The organism is Burkholderia sp. BKH01 (assembly GCF_025685725.1).
Taxonomy (GTDB): domain Bacteria; phylum Pseudomonadota; class Gammaproteobacteria; order Burkholderiales; family Burkholderiaceae; genus Burkholderia; species Burkholderia pyrrocinia_C.
Window position 1 is genome coordinate 430,195 of sequence record NZ_JAOTQT010000003.1, and the last position, 18,350, is coordinate 448,544.

The window sequence follows — 18,350 nt, forward strand, 5'->3', positions numbered from 1 at the left end:
AAGGATGCAGCGTGGACCGCTTGTGTATAGGGTATTCCCGGGTGACTGATGCACCCGGGGCGGACCGGCGCGACGTCACGCGAAGCGCCCCGCGAACCGACCCGATTCGGGACTAAACTGGTGCCCGATGCAACCGCGCCAACCGAGGAGCACCGCGATGATCGACCTTGCCGATATCCTGCCGTCCGCACTGCCTGCCGCCGTCGCGTGGGCCGAAGCGGAGGCGGCGCGCGGGATCGCGCGGGGCGCGCCGCTGACGCCGGCGCAGGCCGACGACGCGCGCAAGGTGGGCGTCGCGCAGCCGCAGCGGATCCGCGTCGTGACCGTCGAGCGCATGCCGTTCCCCGAAACGCCTTCGCTGGCCGCGATCGCACGCGACACCGGGCTGCTGTCGCCGGGGACGATCGGGCTCACGCTCGGCCATGCGGTGTACGTGCTGCGAGGGCAGGACACGCGCCGCCTGCTGACTCACGAATTCCGTCACGTGCATCAATACGAGGCCGCCGGGTCGATCGGTGCGTTTCTCGCGCGCTATCTGTACGAGATCGCGACGGTCGGGTACCACGACGCGCCGCTCGAGGCGGATGCGCGGCAGCACGAGTTCGATTGACCTCCGACGCCGGCGCGACCGCGCGCACCTCGCGATGAACCTTCCCCACGCCACTGCCGGCCCGGTGTTCGCACACCGGGCCGCGCCGCTTTGGAGCGCGCGATGAGCGACACGATCCACGCATGGATCGGCGCGATCGGCGCGCATCCGCTGCTCGTGCTGGCGATCGTGTTCGTGACCGCGTGCGCCGAGGCGATCGCGCTGGTCGGCACGGTCGTGCCGGCCGGTGCCGTGATGTTCGCGGCCGGCGCGCTGATCGGCGCGGGCGCGCTCGACGGGTGGACGACGATCGGCGTCGCGGCCGTCGGCGCCGTGGTCGGCGACGGAATCAGCTATGAGCTCGGGCGGCACTATGGCGGGGTGATCCGCAACGCGTGGGCGCGTTTCGGCTACGCGACCGCTTACTCGCGCGGCGAGGAATTCGTGCTGCGTCACGGCATGAAGAGCATCGTGCTCGCGCGCTTCCTCGCGCCGGTGCGCGCGGTCGTGCCGGTCGTCGTCGGCTGCGCGATGCTGCCGCGCCGGTCGTTTTATCCGGTCAACGTGATATCGGCACTCGTATGGGCGCCCGTGCATGTGGCGCCGGGCATCCTGTTCGGCGCGTCGGCCGTCCTGGCCGCGGCGATCAGCGTGCGGGTCGCCGCGATCCTGGCGGTCGTCGCCGCGCTGGTCGCGCTGGTGTGGATCGGCGTGCGCGTCGCGCTGCGGCGCGGCTGGCCGCTGCTGCGTCGCGCGCTCGTCGAAGTCGTGCACGCCTGCGCGCGCCGCTGGCCGCGCTTCGGCGCGCGGCTGCACGGCACGATCGCGCGCGTGCGCCGCCTGCCGGGCGCGGTGCCCGTGCTCGCGCTGCTGTTCGTCGGCTGCGTGTGGCTGTTCGCGGGGCTCGTGCAGGATGTCGTCGCGAACGATCCGCTGATGCAGGCGGACATCGCGCTGTACGCGTTCCTGCAGAACCTGCGCACGCCGCCCGTCGATGCCGCGATGCGCGCGCTCGCGGTGCTGCACGGGCACGATACGGGGCTGATCGTCGCGGCCGCGTTTCTTGTCTGGCTGATGATTCATCGCTGCTGGCTGACGTCCGCGTGGTGGCTCGCGACGGTCGGCATCGCCGTCGTGCTCGTGCCGGCATTCGGTGCGGGCGTGCCCGGCGCGACGCCCGCGAGCCTGCCGCCCGGCGCGCTGCACGTGCCGCTGCCCGATGCCGATGCGGCGTTCGCGATTCTCGCGAGCAGCGGCCTCGGCTGGGTGCTGGCGCACGACGGGCCCGCGCGGTGGCGCATCCCGGTCGTGACGGCCGTCGGGCTGTGGATCGTGCTCGGCGGCTTCGCGCGGCTGTACGTCGGCGACACATGGCTGTCGGGTTTGCTCGGCGGCTGGAGCCTCGGGCTGGCGTGGTTCGCGGTGCTCGCCGGCGCTTATGCGTACTGGCGCGTGCGCGAGCATGTGCAGCCGAGGGGGGCGCTCGTCGCGGTGGTCGTGGTGCTCGCGACGACCGGCGTATGGACGGTTCCCGCGCAATGGCAGCTCGACCGCGCGGCGCGACCGCATGTCGGCGACGTGGTCGCGATGACCGTCGACCAGTGGATGCGCGGCGGGTGGCAGCGCGTGCCGACGCGGCGCACCGAGATCGGCGGCGATCGTGAGGAATATCTGCCGCTGCAATGGAGTGCGACGTCGGACACGCTCGATCGCCATCTCGCGCAGGCCGGCTGGCAGCGCGCGACGCCGTGGTCGCCGGCCACCGCGCTGCGCTGGCTGTTGCCGCAGGCGCCGGCCGACACGCTGCCGGTGCTGCCGCGCTACGCGCATGGCGAGAGCACGCGCCGCGTGTTCGTCCGCGTCGATCCGGGCCACCCGGAAAGCCGCGTCGTGCTGCGGCTGTGGCGTTATCCGTACGTGCTGCAGGATGCGCTCGGCACGCGGCCGCTGTGGTACGGCGCACTGTATCGCGAGACGCTGCGCCGGCCGGCGCGGCTGCTGACGATCGTGCGGACGACGCCGATCGACGATGCGGCGGCGATCGCGCAGGCGCTGGCGGTCGAGCCGACGATCGAGCATCCGCCGGCGGGGATGACTGCCGCGCCGGCCGGGGTGCTGCTCGTGTGGATGACCAGGCCGTGAGCGAGCGGGCGGGCCGTGCGCCGCTTACGCGCGCGCCGGCTGCGCGGGGACGACGGACAGGCGCAGGCCGACCGTCTTGAGCACCGCGAGCAGGGTTTTCAGCGTCGGGTTGCCGTTGGGGGAGAGCGTGCGATACAGCGATTCGCGGCTGATGCCGGCTTCGGCCGCGACGGCGCCGAGCCCGCCGTACGCTTCCGCGACCGTGCGCAGCGCGAGCAGGGCGGCCGCGCGGTTGTCGGGATCGTCGAGCGATTCCATGGCGACGCGCAGATAGGCCACCGCGAGTTCGCGATCGGCGCCGAGTTCGGCGACTTCCGCGTCGTGGTGCGATACCGCGCCTTTGAGCTTGTTCACATTTGCCTCCGTTTCCAGTTCGACCAGTGTTCCTTTGCGCGCCTGATGTCGTCGGGTTGACTGCCCTTGTCGCCACCGGACACCAGCAGTACCAGTGCACCGCCGTGCCGGCCGAAGTACACGCGATAGCCGGCACCGACATGGATGCGCAGTTCGATCACGCCTTCGCCGACAGGCTCGCAATCGCCGAAGTTGCCCGTCTGCACGCGGCGCAGGCGTTCGCGAATCCGCGCTTGGGCGGGCTTGTCGCGCACAGCGTTCAGCCATTCGGTGAAAGGCTCGCGACCGTCGTCGCGCTGATAGCGAAGCAGTTCGAACTTGGATAGCATTGTAACTTATAAGCTACAAAGGGGTGAAGGGAACGAGGCGGCCATGCGGCCGGCCACAGGCGGTGTGAACGGGGTGCGATGCACGCGTTGCCGGTCGTCGGAGCGAGATGGCGTGCAACGCAACGGCGCCGCGGCCGGAGCGCATGCAGCGCCTTCATGGTTCGGGGTTTCAGGCAGCGAAGCCGGCTTCCCGGACGACGATCATTTTTTCATCCGGTGCGTACGGCGGCGATTCGGCTGAATGGCCGGTGTCGATGGCGCGATGACGAGGCGCGCGCCGAGTGTGGGGTGTCGGGAGGGAATGACGTGAACGGCAAACCTGCCGGCGACGCGCCGACGCAACGGCGAGCGCTTGTCGGGTTTATCGCAGGCATTCAAGCGCCGGTACGGCGTGCCGCCGGGCGCGTATCGCAGCGGCGTTCCGCGGGACGGCGGCCGTCGACGAATCGCGGTACGATCGATCGCATTCCTGCCGACATGCCCTTCACGAGAGAAACCGCATGATCACGCTTCGCCCGATGACCGAGGACGATTTTCCTCGCTTCTGGCCGACCTACCGCGCCATCGTCGCCGCTCAGGAAACCTATGCATTCGATCCCGCGCCGACGCTGGAGGCCGCGCGCGCACTGTGGCTCGACGCGCCGCTCTGCACATGGATTGCCGAAGAGGACGGCGTGGTGCTCGGTTCGTACTACCTGAAGGCGAACGCGGCCGGGCCCGGCAATCACGTATGCAACTGCGGCTACATGGTGAGCGAAGCCGCGCGCGGCCGCGGCGTCGCGCGCCTGATGTGCGAGCACTCGCAGCAGGTCGCGCGCGAGCGCGGTTTCCTCGCGATGCAGTTCAACTCGGTGGTCGCGACGAACGAGGTCGCGGTCGCGCTGTGGCAGAAGCTGGGATTCGAGATCGTCGGCCGACTGCCGCGCGCGTACCGTCACGCGCGGCGCGGGTTCGTCGATTGTTTCGTGATGTTCAAGTGGCTCGGCGACGCGGCGGCCGCCGAAGCCTGAGCACGCAGTGATCCGGTCAGACGGCGAATGCGCCGTCGAACACGATCCGCTCGTCGAGCGCGAGCGTGCCGCGCGCGAAGATCAGGTCGAGATGATGGCTGCCGTTTTCGCCGCCGCCGAGCCCGAGATGCAGGCCCGGATGGCGTTCCTCGAACCCCGCGTTGCGGCCGTACAGCCCGCGGATCCCGAGGTTCGTGCCGATGCCGAATTCCTCGATGCGACGGTGATTCGCGTGCCGGTCGAGATAGGTCGAGAAGTCGCGCCGGAAACCCGCGTCGTCGCTGTCGAAATCGACGATCGTGCTGTTCTCGACGTGCAGCGTCGCGAGCCGCTCGGCCACCTTGTACTTGATCGCGAACGGCACGGTGCCGAGAAACGTACCGCTGAACACGACCGAGCCGTTCAGGTCGGTGACGTGCGTCGCGATCTCGCCGGGCACGACGTCGAGATTGCCCATTCCATCCACGCTCGTCCATTTCTGGTCCGGCGCGAGCGAGCCCGTCAGCGTGTTGCCGGCTTCGTCGATGAAGCGGATCTGCGATGCGCGCGCGGCCGCGTCGATCAGCCGGCCGTTGCGTGCCGCGATGTCGTCGAGCGATTCGGCGAATGCCTCGTCGAGATGCGGGCCGTAATCCTTGAATAAAACCGACTTGCCCCAGTGTTCGACGATCGCGGGGCGGATCGCGGCGAGGAACGGCGGCCCGCTCGGCGACGGCGTCGGCAGGCACGACGAGTCGTACAGCAGCACGAACAGATCGGCGCGATCGAGCGCGGCGGCGATGTCGGCGGGCGCGGTGGTTTCGAGGCAGAGGGTGGTCGCGTCGAGCGAATCGGGCAGGGCGGCAAACGCGCGCAACGCGATGTCGCGGTTGCGGGTGTCATAACCGACCAGCAGTTTTCCCGACTCGCCGCGCGCGAGCTTGTCGCGCAGCGCGGGGTGAAAGCCGAGCGCGCGGTGCAGGTTCAGCATGCGTGTCTCCGGAAGCGGCGGAAGGGCCGCGGCCCTTCCGCGAGAACGGGTGGCCCGCTCAGACCGGCCAGAGCGCGGTGCCGAACGGCACCACGGCGTCCTCGACCATCATGTCGACGGCCTCGGGGTGCGTGTCTTCCTGCATCCAGTCAAGCAATTCGATCTGCTGGGTGTCCTGCATGTCAATTTCTCCTGTGGTGAACATGAGTGATTCAACATGAAAGCGCGGCTAAAAGATCGCCGCTCCTCATCCGGTATTTCGTGAATGCCGGGCGAGTGGCGTCGATATTAGTCTGATGAATTGAGGAAGGCAATGCACTGCAAGGTTTTTAGCCGAGCGGTGCTAAACATCGAGCATGCGCGATCCGGCGCGGCGCAGGAAGCGGATCACGCGAATCGCGCGGGCGCCGAGCGAGGCTGTGACCCGCATCAACCGAGCAGCGCTTTCCCGAGCGGCTTGACCGGCTCGGACCGGAGTACCAGCGAAGTGGTGACTGCGCCGAAGCGGGCAATCGCGTCGACGATGGTTTCCAGTTGCTCCGGTGTCGGCACCCGTACCTTCAGCAGGAAGCAATCCTCGCCGGTCATGCGGTGGACTTCGATCACGTGCGGCATGTCGGCGAACGCGCTCAGGGCGGGCTTGATGTGTTCGTGCGTCGTTCTCAGCCGGATGATGGCCATCATCCCCAGCCCCAGTGCCGCCGGATCGATCCGCGCGCCGTAGCCCGTGATGATGCCCCGCTCTTCCAGGCGTTTGACGCGCTCGGAAGTCGCGGGCTGCGACAGACCGATCTGCCGGCCCACTTCGGAAAGCGGCATTCGCGCGTTTTCCTGCAGGGCTTCGAGGATGGCGATATCCAGGCGATCGAGTTCTCCGTTCGACATTGCCGCCCTCCTGTTCCGTTAAGTCATCGGCATTTTGTCTCAATAACCGATGACTTGCCATTCCGCGCGTGTTTCCGGCCCGTCAGACTGCGAACTCCTGTGTTCATGGAGGCGGGGATGGAACAAGCGATTGTCATCGTGCCGGGTATCGGAAACTCGGGCGCGGATCACTGGCAGAGTCATTGGGAGGCGACGCTTCCCGGCGCCACGCGCATGACTCCGGCTTCGTGGGACGCGCCCGACCTGAGCGACTGGATTGCGGCGTTGGACGAGGCCGTCGCGAAAGCCGCGGCACCGCCGCTGGTGATTTGTCATTCGCTCGGTTGCTTGTTGTTCGCGCATTGGCATGCCGTTTCGACGCGCAGCGTGCGCGGCGCGTTTCTCGTCGCGGTGCCCGATCCGGGCGGCCCGCATTTTCCCGTCGCCGCGAAGGCGTTTGCGAATTTGCCGACCGGTGATTTCGACGGCGTGCCGGTTGTTGCGATCGCCAGTTCGGATGACCCGTACGACCCGTCGGGGCGAGGGGTTGCATGGGCAAGCGCGTACGGTGCGACGCCGCTTCTGCTCGGCGTGCGTGGCCATCTGAACGCGGACGCGGGGTTGAAGGAATGGCGCGAAGGAGGCGCGTTGCTCACGGCCTTTACCGCCGGATTGGGTGGATAGCGCACGCAAGCGGCTGGCGCGCTCCCGCGCTTTTCGTTGCCGTATGGAAGAACCGGAAGCGGTCGCGATCGTCGCGGGATTCCGGTCGCTGCGGCACGCCGTCGGGACGAGCGGTCAAGTATGATCGCTCGACGGCGACGTCAGCCTCGGCAATCGGGATTGACGCATGCCCGGCGGCGGATTCCGCGTCGACGACGCAGCGACTGACGTTCGCGACGTCACGTCGGCATTGCGGGTGCGCACGTCCCGGCCTCGAACAACGATGGAGACGACCTGATGCCCACGGCGCTGCAACCGGAGCGTGCCGGCCCGTCGCGGCCGGACGCCGACGCAACCGACCCCGACCGCATGGCCGCGTGGCGGCTCGCGATCTGCCTGTCGCTCGGCAGTGCGATCGCGCTCGGCCTTGCACGCTTTTCGTATGCGTTGCTGCTGCCGCCGATGAAGGCGGATCTCGGCTGGACGTTCGCGCAGGCCGGCGCGCTGAACACGGCAAACGCCGCGGGCTACCTGATCGGCGCACTCGCGTTTCCGTTGCTGTCGCGGCGCTGGCATGCGGGCACGCTGCTCGCGGCCGGCTGTGCGCTGACCGCGTTGCTGATGGCCGCGTGCGGATTCACGTCGGACATGCACGTGCTGCTCGTGCAGCGGCTCGCGACCGGCGTCGGCAGCGCGTTGATCTTCATCAGCGGCGGCGTGCTGGCCGCGCGGCTCGCATCGGCGTCGCCGCGCGATGCGGGGCTGCTGCTCGGTCTCTATTACGGCGGCACGGGGTGGGGCATCGTCGCGTCGTCGCTGCTCGTGCCGGCCACGCTTACGCAGGGCGCGCACGGCTGGCAGCCCGCATGGTTCGCGCTCGCGATTGCCTGCGTGCTGTTCTCGGCGGTGGCCGTGTCGGCCGCGCGTCGCATCGAGCGCGCGCATGCGGCACCAGCCACGCCGCGCGACGGAACGGCACCGGCCGTCACCGCGAGCCCGGCCCGCTTCGCGCTCGCGCTGGCCGGTTACGGCCTGTTCGGCGTCGGTTATATCGGGTACATGACGTTCATCGTCGCGCTGCTGCGCGGCGCGGGAATGAGCGGCACGGTGGTATCGGCGTTCTACGTGATGCTCGGCGTCGCGACCGTCGTCTCGGCGCGATTGTGGTCGCGCTTGCTCGACCGGATGCGCGGCGGCCAGGCCCTGGCCGTGCTCAACGCGCTGCTCGGCATCGCGACGCTGATGCCCGCGATGTTCGTGCATCCGGCCGCCGCGTTCGCATCGGGCGTGCTGTTCGGCGCGACGTTCCTGTCGGCTGTTGCATCGACCACCGCGTTCGTGCGGCACAACCTGCCGCCCGACGGCTGGGCGAAAGGGATCAGCGCGTTCACGACGGTCTTCGCGTTCGGTCAGATTGCCGGGCCTGTCGCGATCGGCTGGGTGTCGGACAGCGCGGGGCTCGCGCGCGGGCTCGTGTATTCGGCGCTGACGTTGTTCGCGGGCGCCGCGCTCGCGGCCGGGCAGCGTGCGTTGCGGGCTGCCGCGTAGTCACGCGAAGGTCAACGCGCGCACGCCGTGCGCGACACGCGATGGAACGCGCGGCTGAAGTAGATGAGGCTGTCGCCGTCGTCGCGCACACGGATCGACGTCGCCTCGATGAACATCACCGAATGCGAGCCGACTTCCTTCATCTCGGCGATCGTGCCCTGCAGGCTCGCGAGCGCGTCGCGCAGCACGGGCACGTCCTGCTCGCCGCGATCCCACACGGGCAGCTCGAAGCGCCGTTCCATCGGCAGGTCGGTGAGCCCCGCGAAATGCCGCGCGAGCAGTTCGTGTTCGGCCGGCAGCACGTTGATGCAGACATGGCGGTTGCGCTCGAAGGTCGCGTGCATCGCGCTCGACCGGTTCAGGCACACGAGCAGCGTCGGCGGCGCGTCGGTGACGGAGCACACGGCGCTCGCGGTGATCCCGCAGCGGCCGTGCGGCCCGGCGGTGGTGATCACGTTGACGGCCGCGCCGAGGTGGGCCATCGCTTGCCGGAACGCTTTCTGCGCGTCGGTCGGTTCGACGCGTGCAGGTCGCGCGCCAGCGGGCGCGGAGATCGTGGAGGATGTGGCGGACATGGGCGCTCCCGGGTGGACGAAGGCGGCGATCGTGCGCGCTGCCGGTGCAGCGTTCGATCGTCGACGATGACCCAAGCGTACGTCGCGAAAATGCGGACGACCATTCGCACGATTGACGATGAAGATGGCGTTCTCGCCAACGCGTCTGAAGGTTCTACCTAGATGCGCGGCGCGCTGCGCGAAAAAAGCGCGATTGTGCGTTCGTGCGGCACGTAAAAGGGTATTCAGCGGGTTTTCGGCTCGTTATGATGTACCGCACACCCCCAGCGAACGACGCTCGCGACGAGCCGGCAACCGGCCCCATGCGCGGCGCGTGCGATACCCATACCTATATTTTGCGAGACACCCGCGATGACGTCACCCGCACCGATCGTATACATCGTCGACGACGACGGCGGCATGCGCACGTCGCTCGCGTGGTTGCTCGAATCGGTCGGCATCGCGTCCGAAGGGTTCGCGAACGCCGCCGACTTTCTCGCGCGCTTCGACGTGAACCTGCCCGCGTGCCTGGTGCTCGACGTGCGGATGCCGGAGAAGAGCGGCTTCGACGTGCAGGCGGAACTGAATGCGCGCGGCGCGACGCTGCCGGTGATCTTCGTCAGCGGGCACGGCGATATCCCGATGTCCGTGCGTGCGCTGCAGAACGGCGCGATCGATTTCGTCGAGAAGCCGTACAACTCGCAGCAGATGCTCGAGCGCGTGCAGCGCGCGCTGCGGCTCGCGCAGCAGCGGCATGCGGTCGGCCAGCGCCATCGCGAGCTGCGCCAGCGGCTCGATGCGCTGACCGCGCGCGAGAAGGAAGTGTTGCGCGGCGTGGTCGACGGCAAGGGCAGCAAGCAGATCGCGTCGGACCTGTCGATCAGCGTGAAGACCGTCGACGTGCATCGCGCGAGCATCAAGGAGAAGCTCGGCGCGACCTCGATCGCCGCGCTCGTGCGCGACGTGATGGTCGTGTGGGGCGACGACGGGGGGGCGTCGCGCTAACAACGGTCGGTATGCATACGGACGCAGCCGCACCTGCACATGCCCCGTGCGCGGCACCGGTCGGCACCGCACGATCGATGCGCACCGCCGCTCAGCGCATGTACAACCCGCCGTTGATGTCCCAGCACGCGCCGTTCGCGAAATGCGCGTCGCCCGACGCGAGCAGCACGGCTGCGTCCGCAACGAAGCCGGCCGACCCGAGCTTGCCGCCCGGCAGGCTCGCGAGCACCTGACGAAGCTTTTCCGGCGCGACGCTTTCATACACGATCGGCAGATCGAGCGGGCCCGGCGAGATCGCGTTGACGGTCACGCCCTGCGAAGCGAGATCGCGCGCGAACACCTTGGTCAGCGTCAGCGTGCCGCCTTTCGCGGCCGCGTAGTGCGCGCCCGTCGCGGAGCCGCCGTTCTGCCCGGCGAGCGACGCGATGTTGACGATGCGGCCCGCGCCGCGCGCTGCGAAGTACTGGCCGAACACCTGGCAGCCGAACAGCACGCTGCGCAGGTTCACGTCGATCACCTGGTCGAACTGCTCGGCCGTGATCTCCATCGCCGGCACGACCTTCGATGCGCCCGCGTTATTGACGAGCACGTCGATCGTGCCCCAGCGTGCGACGAGTGCATCGCGCGCCGCTTCGAAATCGCGCTTCGACGTGACGTCGAGCGGCAATGCGATCGCGCGTTCGCCGCTCGGGTCGAGTTCGCGTGCATGCGCATGAATCGCGTCGGCGGCGATATCGGCCAGTGCGACGCGGTAGCCGGCCGCATGAAAGCGTTCGGCGATGACGGCGCCGAGCCCGCGCGCGGCGCCGGTGACGAGGACGATTCGCTCTGACATGGTGCGTGATTCCCTGGTTCGCGGGCGCGCGCTTGTTGTCGTCGCGCCCGCATCGTGGTTCATGCGGCGAGTGCCGCTTCGAAGTGTGCCGCGATCGCGCATACCCGTTCGTCCGTGCCCTTGCGCCCGACGATCTGCAAGCCGGCCTTCAGCGGCGAACCGGCCAGCGGCAGCGGCATGCTGAGTGCCGGATGGCCGCTCAGGTTGAACGGCCGGATCAACGACGACATCGCGATGACCGATACGCCGTCGCGCGCCTGCTGCAGCGTGATCGGCAGCGCGGGCAGCGTCGGCAGGACCAGCACGTCGGCGTGTTCGAGCGCGGCGTCGACCTGCGCGGTGAAGCGCAAGCGGACCGCTTCGGCTTCGGCGAGTGCCGCAGGCGTCGTCGTCGCGGCCGTGCGCAGCCGCGCATCGAGATCGGCGCCGAGCTTGGCCGTTGCGACCAGATGGCCGAACGCGCGCGACGTTTCCGCGTTGATCACGGCGAGCCCCGCGGCGAACGCGGCCGGCATCTCGTCGAGCACGATCGCATGCGAGCGCAGGCCCGACGCGCGTAGCGCCGCATCGAGCGCGGCCGCGATCGCCGGATCGGCGTCGACGGTGATTTGCGCGATCGTGCAGTTCGCCGACGATGCCGCCGCACGCGCACGATCGAAGCCCGGCGCGATTGCGGCCATCACCGCGGCCAGCGTGCGGATGTCGCGTGCGAATGGCCCGACGCAATCGAGCGTGGTGTCGACGGGCGCTACACCGCGCCGCGACACGCGGCCGAACGTCGGCTTCAGCCCGACCACGCCGCAGCACGCGGCCGGCCCGCGAATCGAGCCGCCCGTGTCGGTGCCGAGCGCCGCGTCGACCGAGCCGAGCCCGACCAGCGATGCGGAGCCGCTCGACGAGCCGCCCGGAATGCGCGATGCGTCCTGCGGATTGACGGGTGTGCCCGTGTAGTCGTTGATGCCGGTCATGCCGAACGCGAGTTCGTGCATGTTCGCCTTGCCGGCGATCTGCCAGCCGGCGTCGAGCAGCAGGCAGACCACGTCCGCATGCTGCGCTGCCGGCGGCGCATCGGCGAGCGCACGGCTTGCCGCGCGGGTCGGATGGCCGGCGATGTCGATCGTGTCCTTGATCGCGATCGTCGGGCCGGGGCCGCCGAGCGTGAAGGTGTCGATGAAGCCTGTCATGGTCGGTGTCGTGAAGAGGCTATGGAAGGCATCAGGACCGTGGCGCGGTGGTGAGCGGCCACGGGCCGTCGAGCACGCGCTCGGTGCGGAAATGGCGGATCAGCCAGGCGGAACCGTCTGCGGCCGGCGCGAAATCGACGGTCAGCCGCGCGGCGATCAGCTCGGCCGTGCCGTCCGCGTAGCGCGACGCCTGCAGCATGATCCAGCGGCCGCGCGCGCTCGTGCTGCCGGCGCCGACCTCGATCGATTCCGACGTCAGGAAATGCAGGTTCGCCGAGAAGTGCGGATCGGGCGGCAGATAGCGGCGCAGCATCGCGACGATCGCGGCCGTGCCTTCGAGGCGGCCGAACTTGCGCGCGTACTGCGGACCGATGCCTTCCCACACGGCGTCGGCCGTGAACAGGCCGGCGAGCGGCGGGCCGTCGCCGGCATCCTCGGGCACGTCGCACAGCGCCATGTAGCGCGTGATCGTCGCGCGCACCGCGCGCTCGGCGTCGAGCGCCGCGACACGCTGCGCGAGTGCATCGATCAGGCCGGGTGACGGGGCGGTCATCGTTGCCTCACGACGCGGGCCGTGCGGCGGGCGGCACGGCCAGCGCGCGGCCGACGCGCGCCTCGATCTTGCCGTAGCGCCACAGGTTGTATTCGCCGACGGGCGTCGTGCGATACAGGTTACATACGGCGACCGTCGTATCGAAATCGGCGACGTCGGCCATGATGTAGAACGTCCATGGCGCGCCGTCGGCCTGGCCGACCACGAGGCGATCGTCGTCCATCACGCCGAGCACGCGCACGCCGGGCATCGCTTCGACGGCGGCGAGCATCGCGCCGTACGCTTGCCACACTTCGCCGATCTTCTCGCGCGGCAGGTCGAAGAAGTTTTGCGACACGCCGCAGCAGAACAGCACGCGCAGCGGCAGCGGATTCGAATCGGACATGTCAGGTTCTCCTGAGGAATCGGTTGCGTGCATGAGCCGGCCGGCGAGAGCGCTTCGGCATCGGCTTCATGCACGTTCAAAAAAAGCTTCAGTCGATGCGGGTTACAGATAGCCGGGAAACGGCGTGACGCCGGTAAACACCGCGCCGGCGCCGTCGAAGTTGCCTTCGGCGAGAAACGCGTGCTGCGTGACGACCATCGCGTCGCGCAGCAGCCGCTGCAGCGGATGCGACCGGTAGATCGCGGCCGTGCCGCCGAGCCGGTATGCGCGTTCGACGACGCTCGCGCCTTCGCGCGCGATCTGCGTGGCAGCGAGCCGCAGCAGGCTGACCTGGTCGGGCGTCACCGGGTTGCCCGCGAGGATCGATTGCCAGACCGTGTCGGTCGCATCGTAGAAGAACGCGCGTGCCGAGCGCAGTTGCGCCTCTGCTTTCGCAAGCTCGATGCGGAAATACGCTCGATCGGCGAGGCGCGGCGCGCCGGTCGTCGTCTGGCGTCCGCCCGACATGCGGTTCACGACGTCGAGCGCCGCGCGCGCAAGGCCGAGGTTGACGACGGCCAGCACCTGCGCCGCATACGCGACGGTCGGATAGCGGTACAGCGGCTCGTCGACGGTCGGCTCGCCGCCGCGCACGAAGGTCCACGCTTCGGGCACGACACGGTCGTCGATGCGCAGGTCGTGGCTGCCGGTGCCCTGCATGCCGACCACGCTCCAGTTCTCGACGATCTCGACGTCGGCGGCGCGGAATACGGCCGTGCGCGGCTTGTTCGGCGCGGCGTCCTGCGCGCCCGGCACGACGATGCCGACGCCGAGCCAGTCGGCGCCCTTGCAGCCGCTCGCGAATTTCCACGTGCCGTTCACGCGCCAGCCGCCCGGCGCGGGCTGCGCCGGCTGCACCGGGAACAGGCCGCCCGCGAACACCTGGTCGGGGCCGCTCGCGTACAGCTCGGCTTGGGTTTCGAGCGGCAGCGCGGCGAGATAGACGTTCGCGGAGCCGAAGCTCGCGACCCACGCGGCCGAACCGTCTGCGGTCGCGATCCGTTCGACCATGTCGAGGAACGCGGTCGGCGCGAGCGCATCGCCGCCGAAGCGGCGCGGCGTGCCCGCGCGATAGATGCCGGCCTGCTTGAACAGCGCGATCACGTCGCGCGGCACGTGCGACAGGCGGTCGAACTCTTCGCGTCGCGCGGCGACGGTCTCGATCACGGCGTCGAACGGCGACAGCCGCCCGGCCGGGTCGCCCGCCACGGGTGGCGAGGTCGGCGCAGGTTCGATGGCGAGGGCGGCTTGGGGCATGGCTGGCTCCTGGGGGCGGATAGGGTTCGATTGCGGGGCGGCATGCGTGCTGTGCGGCATTTCAACGCGCGGCACGACGATGCAGCCAGTCTAGAAACGCCGATAACACGCAGCAATTGGTGCGTTGGGCCGCGCGACTGGTGAGGTTCCGTGCCGGACTAAAGAAATCTTCAGATGCGATCGGCGCGCGCCGGTGCTATGTTGGGTTTCCGGCTGCGCGATGCCGCGCGCCTTCATTCGAATCCGATCATGAGTTTTCCCGACGAAGACGATTTCCACCGGTTGCTCGATGCGCTCACCACCTGCGTGCTGCTGCACGACGCGCAGACCAAGGCGATCGTGTGGGCCAACCGCGCCGCGTGCATCGCGCTCGGCTTTTCTGTCGAGGAACTGCTGCCGCTGAAGGCGCCGGACATGACGCGCCCCGAACCGAAATACCGGCGCGAGATCGGCGTGGGCGCGATGGACCGCGCGATGGTCGACGGGCCGCAGGTGTACGAGTGGTGCTACCGGTCGCGCACGGGCGTCGACATGCTGTCGGAGGCGATTGCCACCTACGTGCCGCTGCGCGGGCACGATGTCGTGATGGTGCAGTTCCGCGACATCAGCGCGGAAGAAGCGATCCGCCAGCAGTTGCGCCGCTACGAGGCGCGGCTGCGCGAGTTCATGCAGGATCTCGACGAAGGCGTCGCGGTCGTGTCGCCGCACGGCGGCGCGCAGTTCATCAGCGAATCGGGGCGCCGCGTGCTCGGGCTCGCGCCCGACGAAGCGCTCGGCGAGGTGCTCGACTACTGCACCGAGGCCGATCGCGACCGGCTCGTCGCGCAGTTGCGCGATGCGCCGTCGACGTGTCCGTCGGAGCCGCAGCGCTACCGGATCGTGCGGCGCGACGGTTCGACGTGCTGGCTGCGCATCACGTGCCGGCAGGTCGAGATTGAAGGCGACCTCGTCGGGCTGCTCGTGCAGTTCCGCGACGTCAGCGACGAAGTCGCGATCGAGGACGCGCGGCGCGCCGAAGCGCGGATGCTCGAATACGCGGGCCGCTACAACGCGATGGGCGAGATGGCGACGGTGATCGCGCACGAGCTGAGCCAGCCGCTCGCGGCGGTGCGCAACTTCATCGAGGGCGCGGTGCGGCGGCTGAACGGCGGCGGCGCCGTCGACGACGCGATCTGGGGGCTGCGCAGCGCGGATCGGCAGGCCGAGCATGCGGCGCTGATCATCAAGAGCGTGCGCGAATTCATCGTGAAGCGCGAGACGGTCGTCGCGGTTGCGGATCTGCGCGACATCCTGGCCGATGTCGCGTATTTCATCGAGCTGCGCGCGAAGGAGGCCGGCGTGACGGTCGCGATCATGCAGGCCGATACGCCGTTGCCGATTCGCTGCGAGCGCGTGCTGATCGGGCAGGTGATTCTCAATCTCGCGTTCAACGCGATCGAAGCGTTCGCTGGCTGCGAGCGCGTGCCGCGCACGCTGACGCTCGGCACCGCGAACGTGGACGGGTACGCCGAGCTGCGTGCGATCGACAACGGCCCGGGCATCGCGGAAGGCGCGCATGACCGGCTGTTCGACGGCTTCTCGTCGTCGAAGGCGGGCGGTAACGGGATCGGGCTGTCGCTGTGCAAGAGCATCGTCACGCGCCATGGCGGCAGGATCGGCGCGAGCCCGGCCAATGGGGGTGGCCTCGATTGCCGCGTGACGCTGCCGCTCGCCGGTGAGCACGCGTAGCGGCTGCGACGCGCGGTGTGGCGAGGCCCGGCGTATTGAGGCCCGGCGTAGCGACACCCGACGTAGCGATGCCCGACGTACCGACGCCCGCCCCATCGTCAGCGCCCCAGCGCCCGCGCGGTTTGCCCACCGATGCCGAAGTCGGTGTTCGGAATGTCCTTGATGATCACGCGCGTCGCCTGCAGCGGCGCGTCGAGCACGTTCGCGCCGGCATCGGACAACGCGGCGATCAGCGCGCGTTTTTGTTCATCGGTGCGGCCGGCGATCAGGATCGCGACGATCACGGGCAGCGACGGCGGCGCGCCGTCCGCGGCGCTGCGGCCGCCGAGACCGATGTGCGTTGCGGGCAATTCGGTGAGCAGCACGCGCACGGATTCGATCGGCGCGCCGATCGCGTCGACGGTCGCGCGGGTCAGCCGCGCGATCAGCTCGGCCTTGCGGGCGTCGTCATGGCCGGCCGGCAGGAAAACTTCGAGTGTGGGCATGGTCGTCCGGAAAGGTGAAGGTTGCCGGTTCACCGTTGCACTTGCAGCGGCGAACCGGCCACGGCTTACAGCAGGAAGCCGATCGCGCTGAGCGCTTCGGTCGAGTCGATCAGGCGCACGATCTTCTCGGCGATCCGCATCTCGCCTTCGGCATCGACGTGCAGCTTGTGCGTGACGTCGGCCGCGAACAGCGTCGCGACGCCGCGCTTGTACGCGACGACGACCTGCGCGGATTTCAGCTCGACGGTGTCGGCGCCGCCGCTCTCCAGCGTAAAGCGCGACACGGTGCGCACCGTGCGCGCGGCGTCGGTCGCCGACGCCGAGTAACCTGACACCATCCGCTGCACGCGCTTCTCGCGCATGTCCTGGTCGTCGAACACGTAGTTCAGCGTCGCCGCGAAATCGGTCGCGTCGGGATCGATCGGCACCACGTAGTGGCCGGCCGGATCCCACAGGTCGAGCCACGCGCGATAGTCGCGGCGATCGAGCATCTCGGCTTCGCGCCACACGAATTCGATCGCGCGGGCGAAGGTCTGCTGCGAGAAAAGGGCGTTGCGGTCGTCCATTATTGCTGCTCCATCATCTTGCGCCATTGCTGGTAGGCCTCGCGCATGCCGGTCTCGTCGGTCGCATGGGCGGTCTTTTCGCCGTTCGCGGCGGTCGTCTCGCGGTTCAGCCCGCGGTTCACGAGGATCGGCACGTCGGGGCCCGCATGCGCGCCGCGTTGCACGCGCTCCCACGCTTCCGCGTCGTCGGGGCTGCCGAAGCCGAACGGGCCCTGGAAGTGCTCGTGGATGCGCAGCCGCTCGCGGTTCGCTTCGTCGGGGCCGCCGTCCATCGCGAGCGCGACGTGGCGGATCTCGGTTTCGTTCGCGGAGATCGGCCGCAGCACGCGGAAGAACGCCATCGAAAGCGCGAGGTTCGGGAACAGGTTCAGGTTGAAGCCGACGCCCATCAGCGAACGCACGATGCGGCGCACTTCGTCCGGCGCGTGGCGCTCGGCGAGCTTCGCCGCGAGCGGCGCGAAGCGCTCGGGCAGCGGCGCGCCGTCGTCCTCGTCGAGATCGATCAGCTCGGGCATCAGCACCGCGAGGCTGTGGCCGTTGCCGAGCCCGCGGCAGAACGCATCCTCGCTCGTCATGAAGCTCGTGATCGCGGCGGCCGTCTCGTCGTCGATCGACTTCATCCACGACTTGTGCACGACCGGGAAGTGATAGAGGTCGGTCGTGTTCTCGAGCTGGATCTTCCAGTTGCCCTTGAACTTGAACTTGTGCTCGCCGTTCGCCTTGATCGGGTAGCCGGCGCCCTGCTTCATGAACAGGTCGATCCACGGTTTCGCGCCGCCGAGGAAATCCTCGAGCGGTTCGATGTCGTCGTCGAAGCTCGCGAAGATCAGCCCCTGGTACACGCCGACACGCAGCTTCACGAGCGGCAGGTCGCCTTTCTCGCACACGCCTTCGTAGCCGTCGCCGTACGGCAGCGCGCGCAGCGTGCCGTCGAGCGCGTACGACCAGCTGTGATACGGGCACGTGAAGCCCTTCGCGTTGCCTTTGTGCGATTCGCACACGGTCGCGCCGCGATGGCGGCAGCGGTTCTGCAGCACGTTGATCTCGCCGGTCTTGTCGCGCACGACGATCACCGGCTGGCGGCCGATCGTCGTCGTGACGAAGTCGCCGAGCTGCGGCAGTTCGCTCTCGTGCGCAACCCAGATCCAGGTGCGGTAGAAGATGCGGTCGAGCTCGGCTTCGAACAGCGCGGGATCGTGATACATCGCGGGCGCGATGCGGTCGGGCTGCGCGAGGCCGTGCAACGCGCGGGTGTCGATCGTCTGGTAGGGAATGTCGCTCATCGTCGTC

Annotated in this window: 21 protein-coding genes; 7 read left to right on the forward strand and 14 right to left on the reverse strand. The window is 68.9% G+C overall.

Annotated elements, in window-relative coordinates:
* The first annotated feature begins 157 nt into the window (after positions 1 to 157).
* Together OEJ37_RS07590 and OEJ37_RS07595 are read left to right on the forward strand one after the other, a co-directional pair.
* Positions 158 to 610, forward strand: a complete 453-nt coding sequence (locus OEJ37_RS07590; protein WP_174422030.1) for a hypothetical protein — start codon at positions 158 to 160, stop codon at positions 608 to 610.
* 102 nt (positions 611 to 712) lie between these two features.
* Positions 713 to 2,731 carry a VTT domain-containing protein gene (locus OEJ37_RS07595; RefSeq protein ID WP_263343804.1) on the forward strand — a complete coding sequence of 673 codons (2,019 nt, stop codon included), beginning with the start codon at positions 713 to 715 and terminating at the stop codon, positions 2,729 to 2,731.
* 24 nt (positions 2,732 to 2,755) lie between these two features.
* Here OEJ37_RS07595 and OEJ37_RS07600 read toward each other — a convergent pair whose 3' ends face one another.
* Both OEJ37_RS07600 and OEJ37_RS07605 read right to left on the reverse strand, forming a co-directional pair.
* Positions 2,756 to 3,085: an addiction module antidote protein gene (locus OEJ37_RS07600; RefSeq protein WP_263343805.1), complete on the reverse strand. Its 330-nt coding sequence runs from the start codon at positions 3,083 to 3,085 to the stop codon at positions 2,756 to 2,758.
* Positions 3,082 to 3,414: a type II toxin-antitoxin system RelE/ParE family toxin gene (locus OEJ37_RS07605; protein ID WP_263343806.1), complete on the reverse strand. Its 333-nt coding sequence runs from the start codon at positions 3,412 to 3,414 to the stop codon at positions 3,082 to 3,084. Before OEJ37_RS07605 ends, OEJ37_RS07600 begins: the two co-directional genes overlap by 4 nt.
* Before the next feature lie 500 nt (positions 3,415 to 3,914).
* Here OEJ37_RS07605 and OEJ37_RS07610 point away from each other — a divergent pair, with 500 nt between their 5' ends.
* Complete coding sequence (locus OEJ37_RS07610) at positions 3,915 to 4,424, forward strand: GNAT family N-acetyltransferase (protein WP_174420722.1); 510 nt, start codon at positions 3,915 to 3,917, stop codon at positions 4,422 to 4,424.
* Positions 4,425 to 4,440: 16 nt separating this feature from the next.
* Here OEJ37_RS07610 and OEJ37_RS07615 read toward each other — a convergent pair whose 3' ends face one another.
* From OEJ37_RS07615 to OEJ37_RS07625, 3 genes are all read right to left on the reverse strand, one after another.
* Entirely contained in the window at positions 4,441 to 5,394 is a 954-nt protein-coding gene (locus OEJ37_RS07615; RefSeq protein WP_174420721.1) for a leucyl aminopeptidase, read from the reverse strand.
* A gap of 58 nt (positions 5,395 to 5,452) precedes the next feature.
* Positions 5,453 to 5,575: a hypothetical protein gene (locus tag OEJ37_RS07620; protein ID WP_006766865.1), complete on the reverse strand. Its 123-nt coding sequence runs from the start codon at positions 5,573 to 5,575 to the stop codon at positions 5,453 to 5,455.
* A 248-nt stretch (positions 5,576 to 5,823) separates the two neighbouring features.
* Positions 5,824 to 6,279 carry an Lrp/AsnC family transcriptional regulator gene (locus OEJ37_RS07625; protein ID WP_072442157.1) on the reverse strand — a complete coding sequence of 152 codons (456 nt, stop codon included), beginning with the start codon at positions 6,277 to 6,279 and terminating at the stop codon, positions 5,824 to 5,826.
* 117 nt (positions 6,280 to 6,396) lie between these two features.
* On the opposite strand from OEJ37_RS07625, the gene OEJ37_RS07630 reads away from it, so the two are divergent.
* Positions 6,397 to 6,942 carry an RBBP9/YdeN family alpha/beta hydrolase gene (locus tag OEJ37_RS07630; protein WP_263343869.1) on the forward strand — a complete coding sequence of 182 codons (546 nt, stop codon included), beginning with the start codon at positions 6,397 to 6,399 and terminating at the stop codon, positions 6,940 to 6,942.
* A 276-nt stretch (positions 6,943 to 7,218) separates the two neighbouring features.
* The gene (locus OEJ37_RS07635; RefSeq protein WP_175917488.1) at positions 7,219 to 8,469 is read left to right on the forward strand and encodes a YbfB/YjiJ family MFS transporter; all 1,251 of its coding nucleotides are present in this window, start codon (positions 7,219 to 7,221) and stop codon (positions 8,467 to 8,469) included.
* Positions 8,470 to 8,480: 11 nt separating this feature from the next.
* Here OEJ37_RS07635 and hpaC read toward each other — a convergent pair whose 3' ends face one another.
* On the reverse strand, positions 8,481 to 9,044 hold the full coding sequence (hpaC, locus tag OEJ37_RS07640; RefSeq protein WP_174420719.1) for a 4-hydroxyphenylacetate 3-monooxygenase, reductase component: 564 nt from the start codon (positions 9,042 to 9,044) through the stop codon (positions 8,481 to 8,483).
* Between the two features lie 351 nt (positions 9,045 to 9,395).
* Between hpaC and OEJ37_RS07645 the strand changes: the two genes are divergently transcribed.
* A complete protein-coding gene (locus OEJ37_RS07645) occupies positions 9,396 to 10,028 on the forward strand; it encodes a response regulator transcription factor (RefSeq protein WP_174420718.1) in 633 nt (210 codons plus the stop codon).
* 91 nt (positions 10,029 to 10,119) lie between these two features.
* On the opposite strand, the gene OEJ37_RS07650 is transcribed toward OEJ37_RS07645, so the two are convergent.
* From OEJ37_RS07650 to OEJ37_RS07670, 5 genes are all read right to left on the reverse strand, one after another.
* Positions 10,120 to 10,863 carry an SDR family NAD(P)-dependent oxidoreductase gene (locus tag OEJ37_RS07650; RefSeq protein WP_174420717.1) on the reverse strand — a complete coding sequence of 248 codons (744 nt, stop codon included), beginning with the start codon at positions 10,861 to 10,863 and terminating at the stop codon, positions 10,120 to 10,122.
* A gap of 59 nt (positions 10,864 to 10,922) precedes the next feature.
* A complete protein-coding gene (locus tag OEJ37_RS07655; RefSeq protein ID WP_263343807.1) occupies positions 10,923 to 12,047 on the reverse strand; it encodes an amidase in 1,125 nt (374 codons plus the stop codon).
* A 31-nt stretch (positions 12,048 to 12,078) separates the two neighbouring features.
* A complete protein-coding gene (locus tag OEJ37_RS07660) occupies positions 12,079 to 12,600 on the reverse strand; it encodes a nuclear transport factor 2 family protein (protein WP_263343808.1) in 522 nt (173 codons plus the stop codon).
* 7 nt (positions 12,601 to 12,607) lie between these two features.
* On the reverse strand, positions 12,608 to 12,985 hold the full coding sequence (locus OEJ37_RS07665; protein WP_174420714.1) for a hypothetical protein: 378 nt from the start codon (positions 12,983 to 12,985) through the stop codon (positions 12,608 to 12,610).
* A gap of 102 nt (positions 12,986 to 13,087) precedes the next feature.
* Positions 13,088 to 14,281: an acyl-CoA dehydrogenase family protein gene (locus tag OEJ37_RS07670; protein WP_263343809.1), complete on the reverse strand. Its 1,194-nt coding sequence runs from the start codon at positions 14,279 to 14,281 to the stop codon at positions 13,088 to 13,090.
* A 174-nt stretch (positions 14,282 to 14,455) separates the two neighbouring features.
* On the opposite strand from OEJ37_RS07670, the gene OEJ37_RS07675 reads away from it, so the two are divergent.
* Positions 14,456 to 16,009 carry a sensor histidine kinase gene (locus OEJ37_RS07675; RefSeq protein WP_263343810.1) on the forward strand — a complete coding sequence of 518 codons (1,554 nt, stop codon included), beginning with the start codon at positions 14,456 to 14,458 and terminating at the stop codon, positions 16,007 to 16,009.
* Between the two features lie 98 nt (positions 16,010 to 16,107).
* Here OEJ37_RS07675 and OEJ37_RS07680 read toward each other — a convergent pair whose 3' ends face one another.
* From OEJ37_RS07680 to OEJ37_RS07690, 3 genes are all read right to left on the reverse strand, one after another.
* The gene (locus OEJ37_RS07680; RefSeq protein WP_131946915.1) at positions 16,108 to 16,494 is read right to left on the reverse strand and encodes a tautomerase family protein; all 387 of its coding nucleotides are present in this window, start codon (positions 16,492 to 16,494) and stop codon (positions 16,108 to 16,110) included.
* Between the two features lie 65 nt (positions 16,495 to 16,559).
* The gene (locus OEJ37_RS07685; protein ID WP_263343870.1) at positions 16,560 to 17,063 is read right to left on the reverse strand and encodes an aromatic-ring-hydroxylating dioxygenase subunit beta; all 504 of its coding nucleotides are present in this window, start codon (positions 17,061 to 17,063) and stop codon (positions 16,560 to 16,562) included.
* Positions 17,060 to 18,343: an aromatic ring-hydroxylating oxygenase subunit alpha gene (locus tag OEJ37_RS07690; RefSeq protein ID WP_263343811.1), complete on the reverse strand. Its 1,284-nt coding sequence runs from the start codon at positions 18,341 to 18,343 to the stop codon at positions 17,060 to 17,062. Before OEJ37_RS07690 ends, OEJ37_RS07685 begins: the two co-directional genes overlap by 4 nt.
* Positions 18,344 to 18,350: the final 7 nt, after the last annotated feature.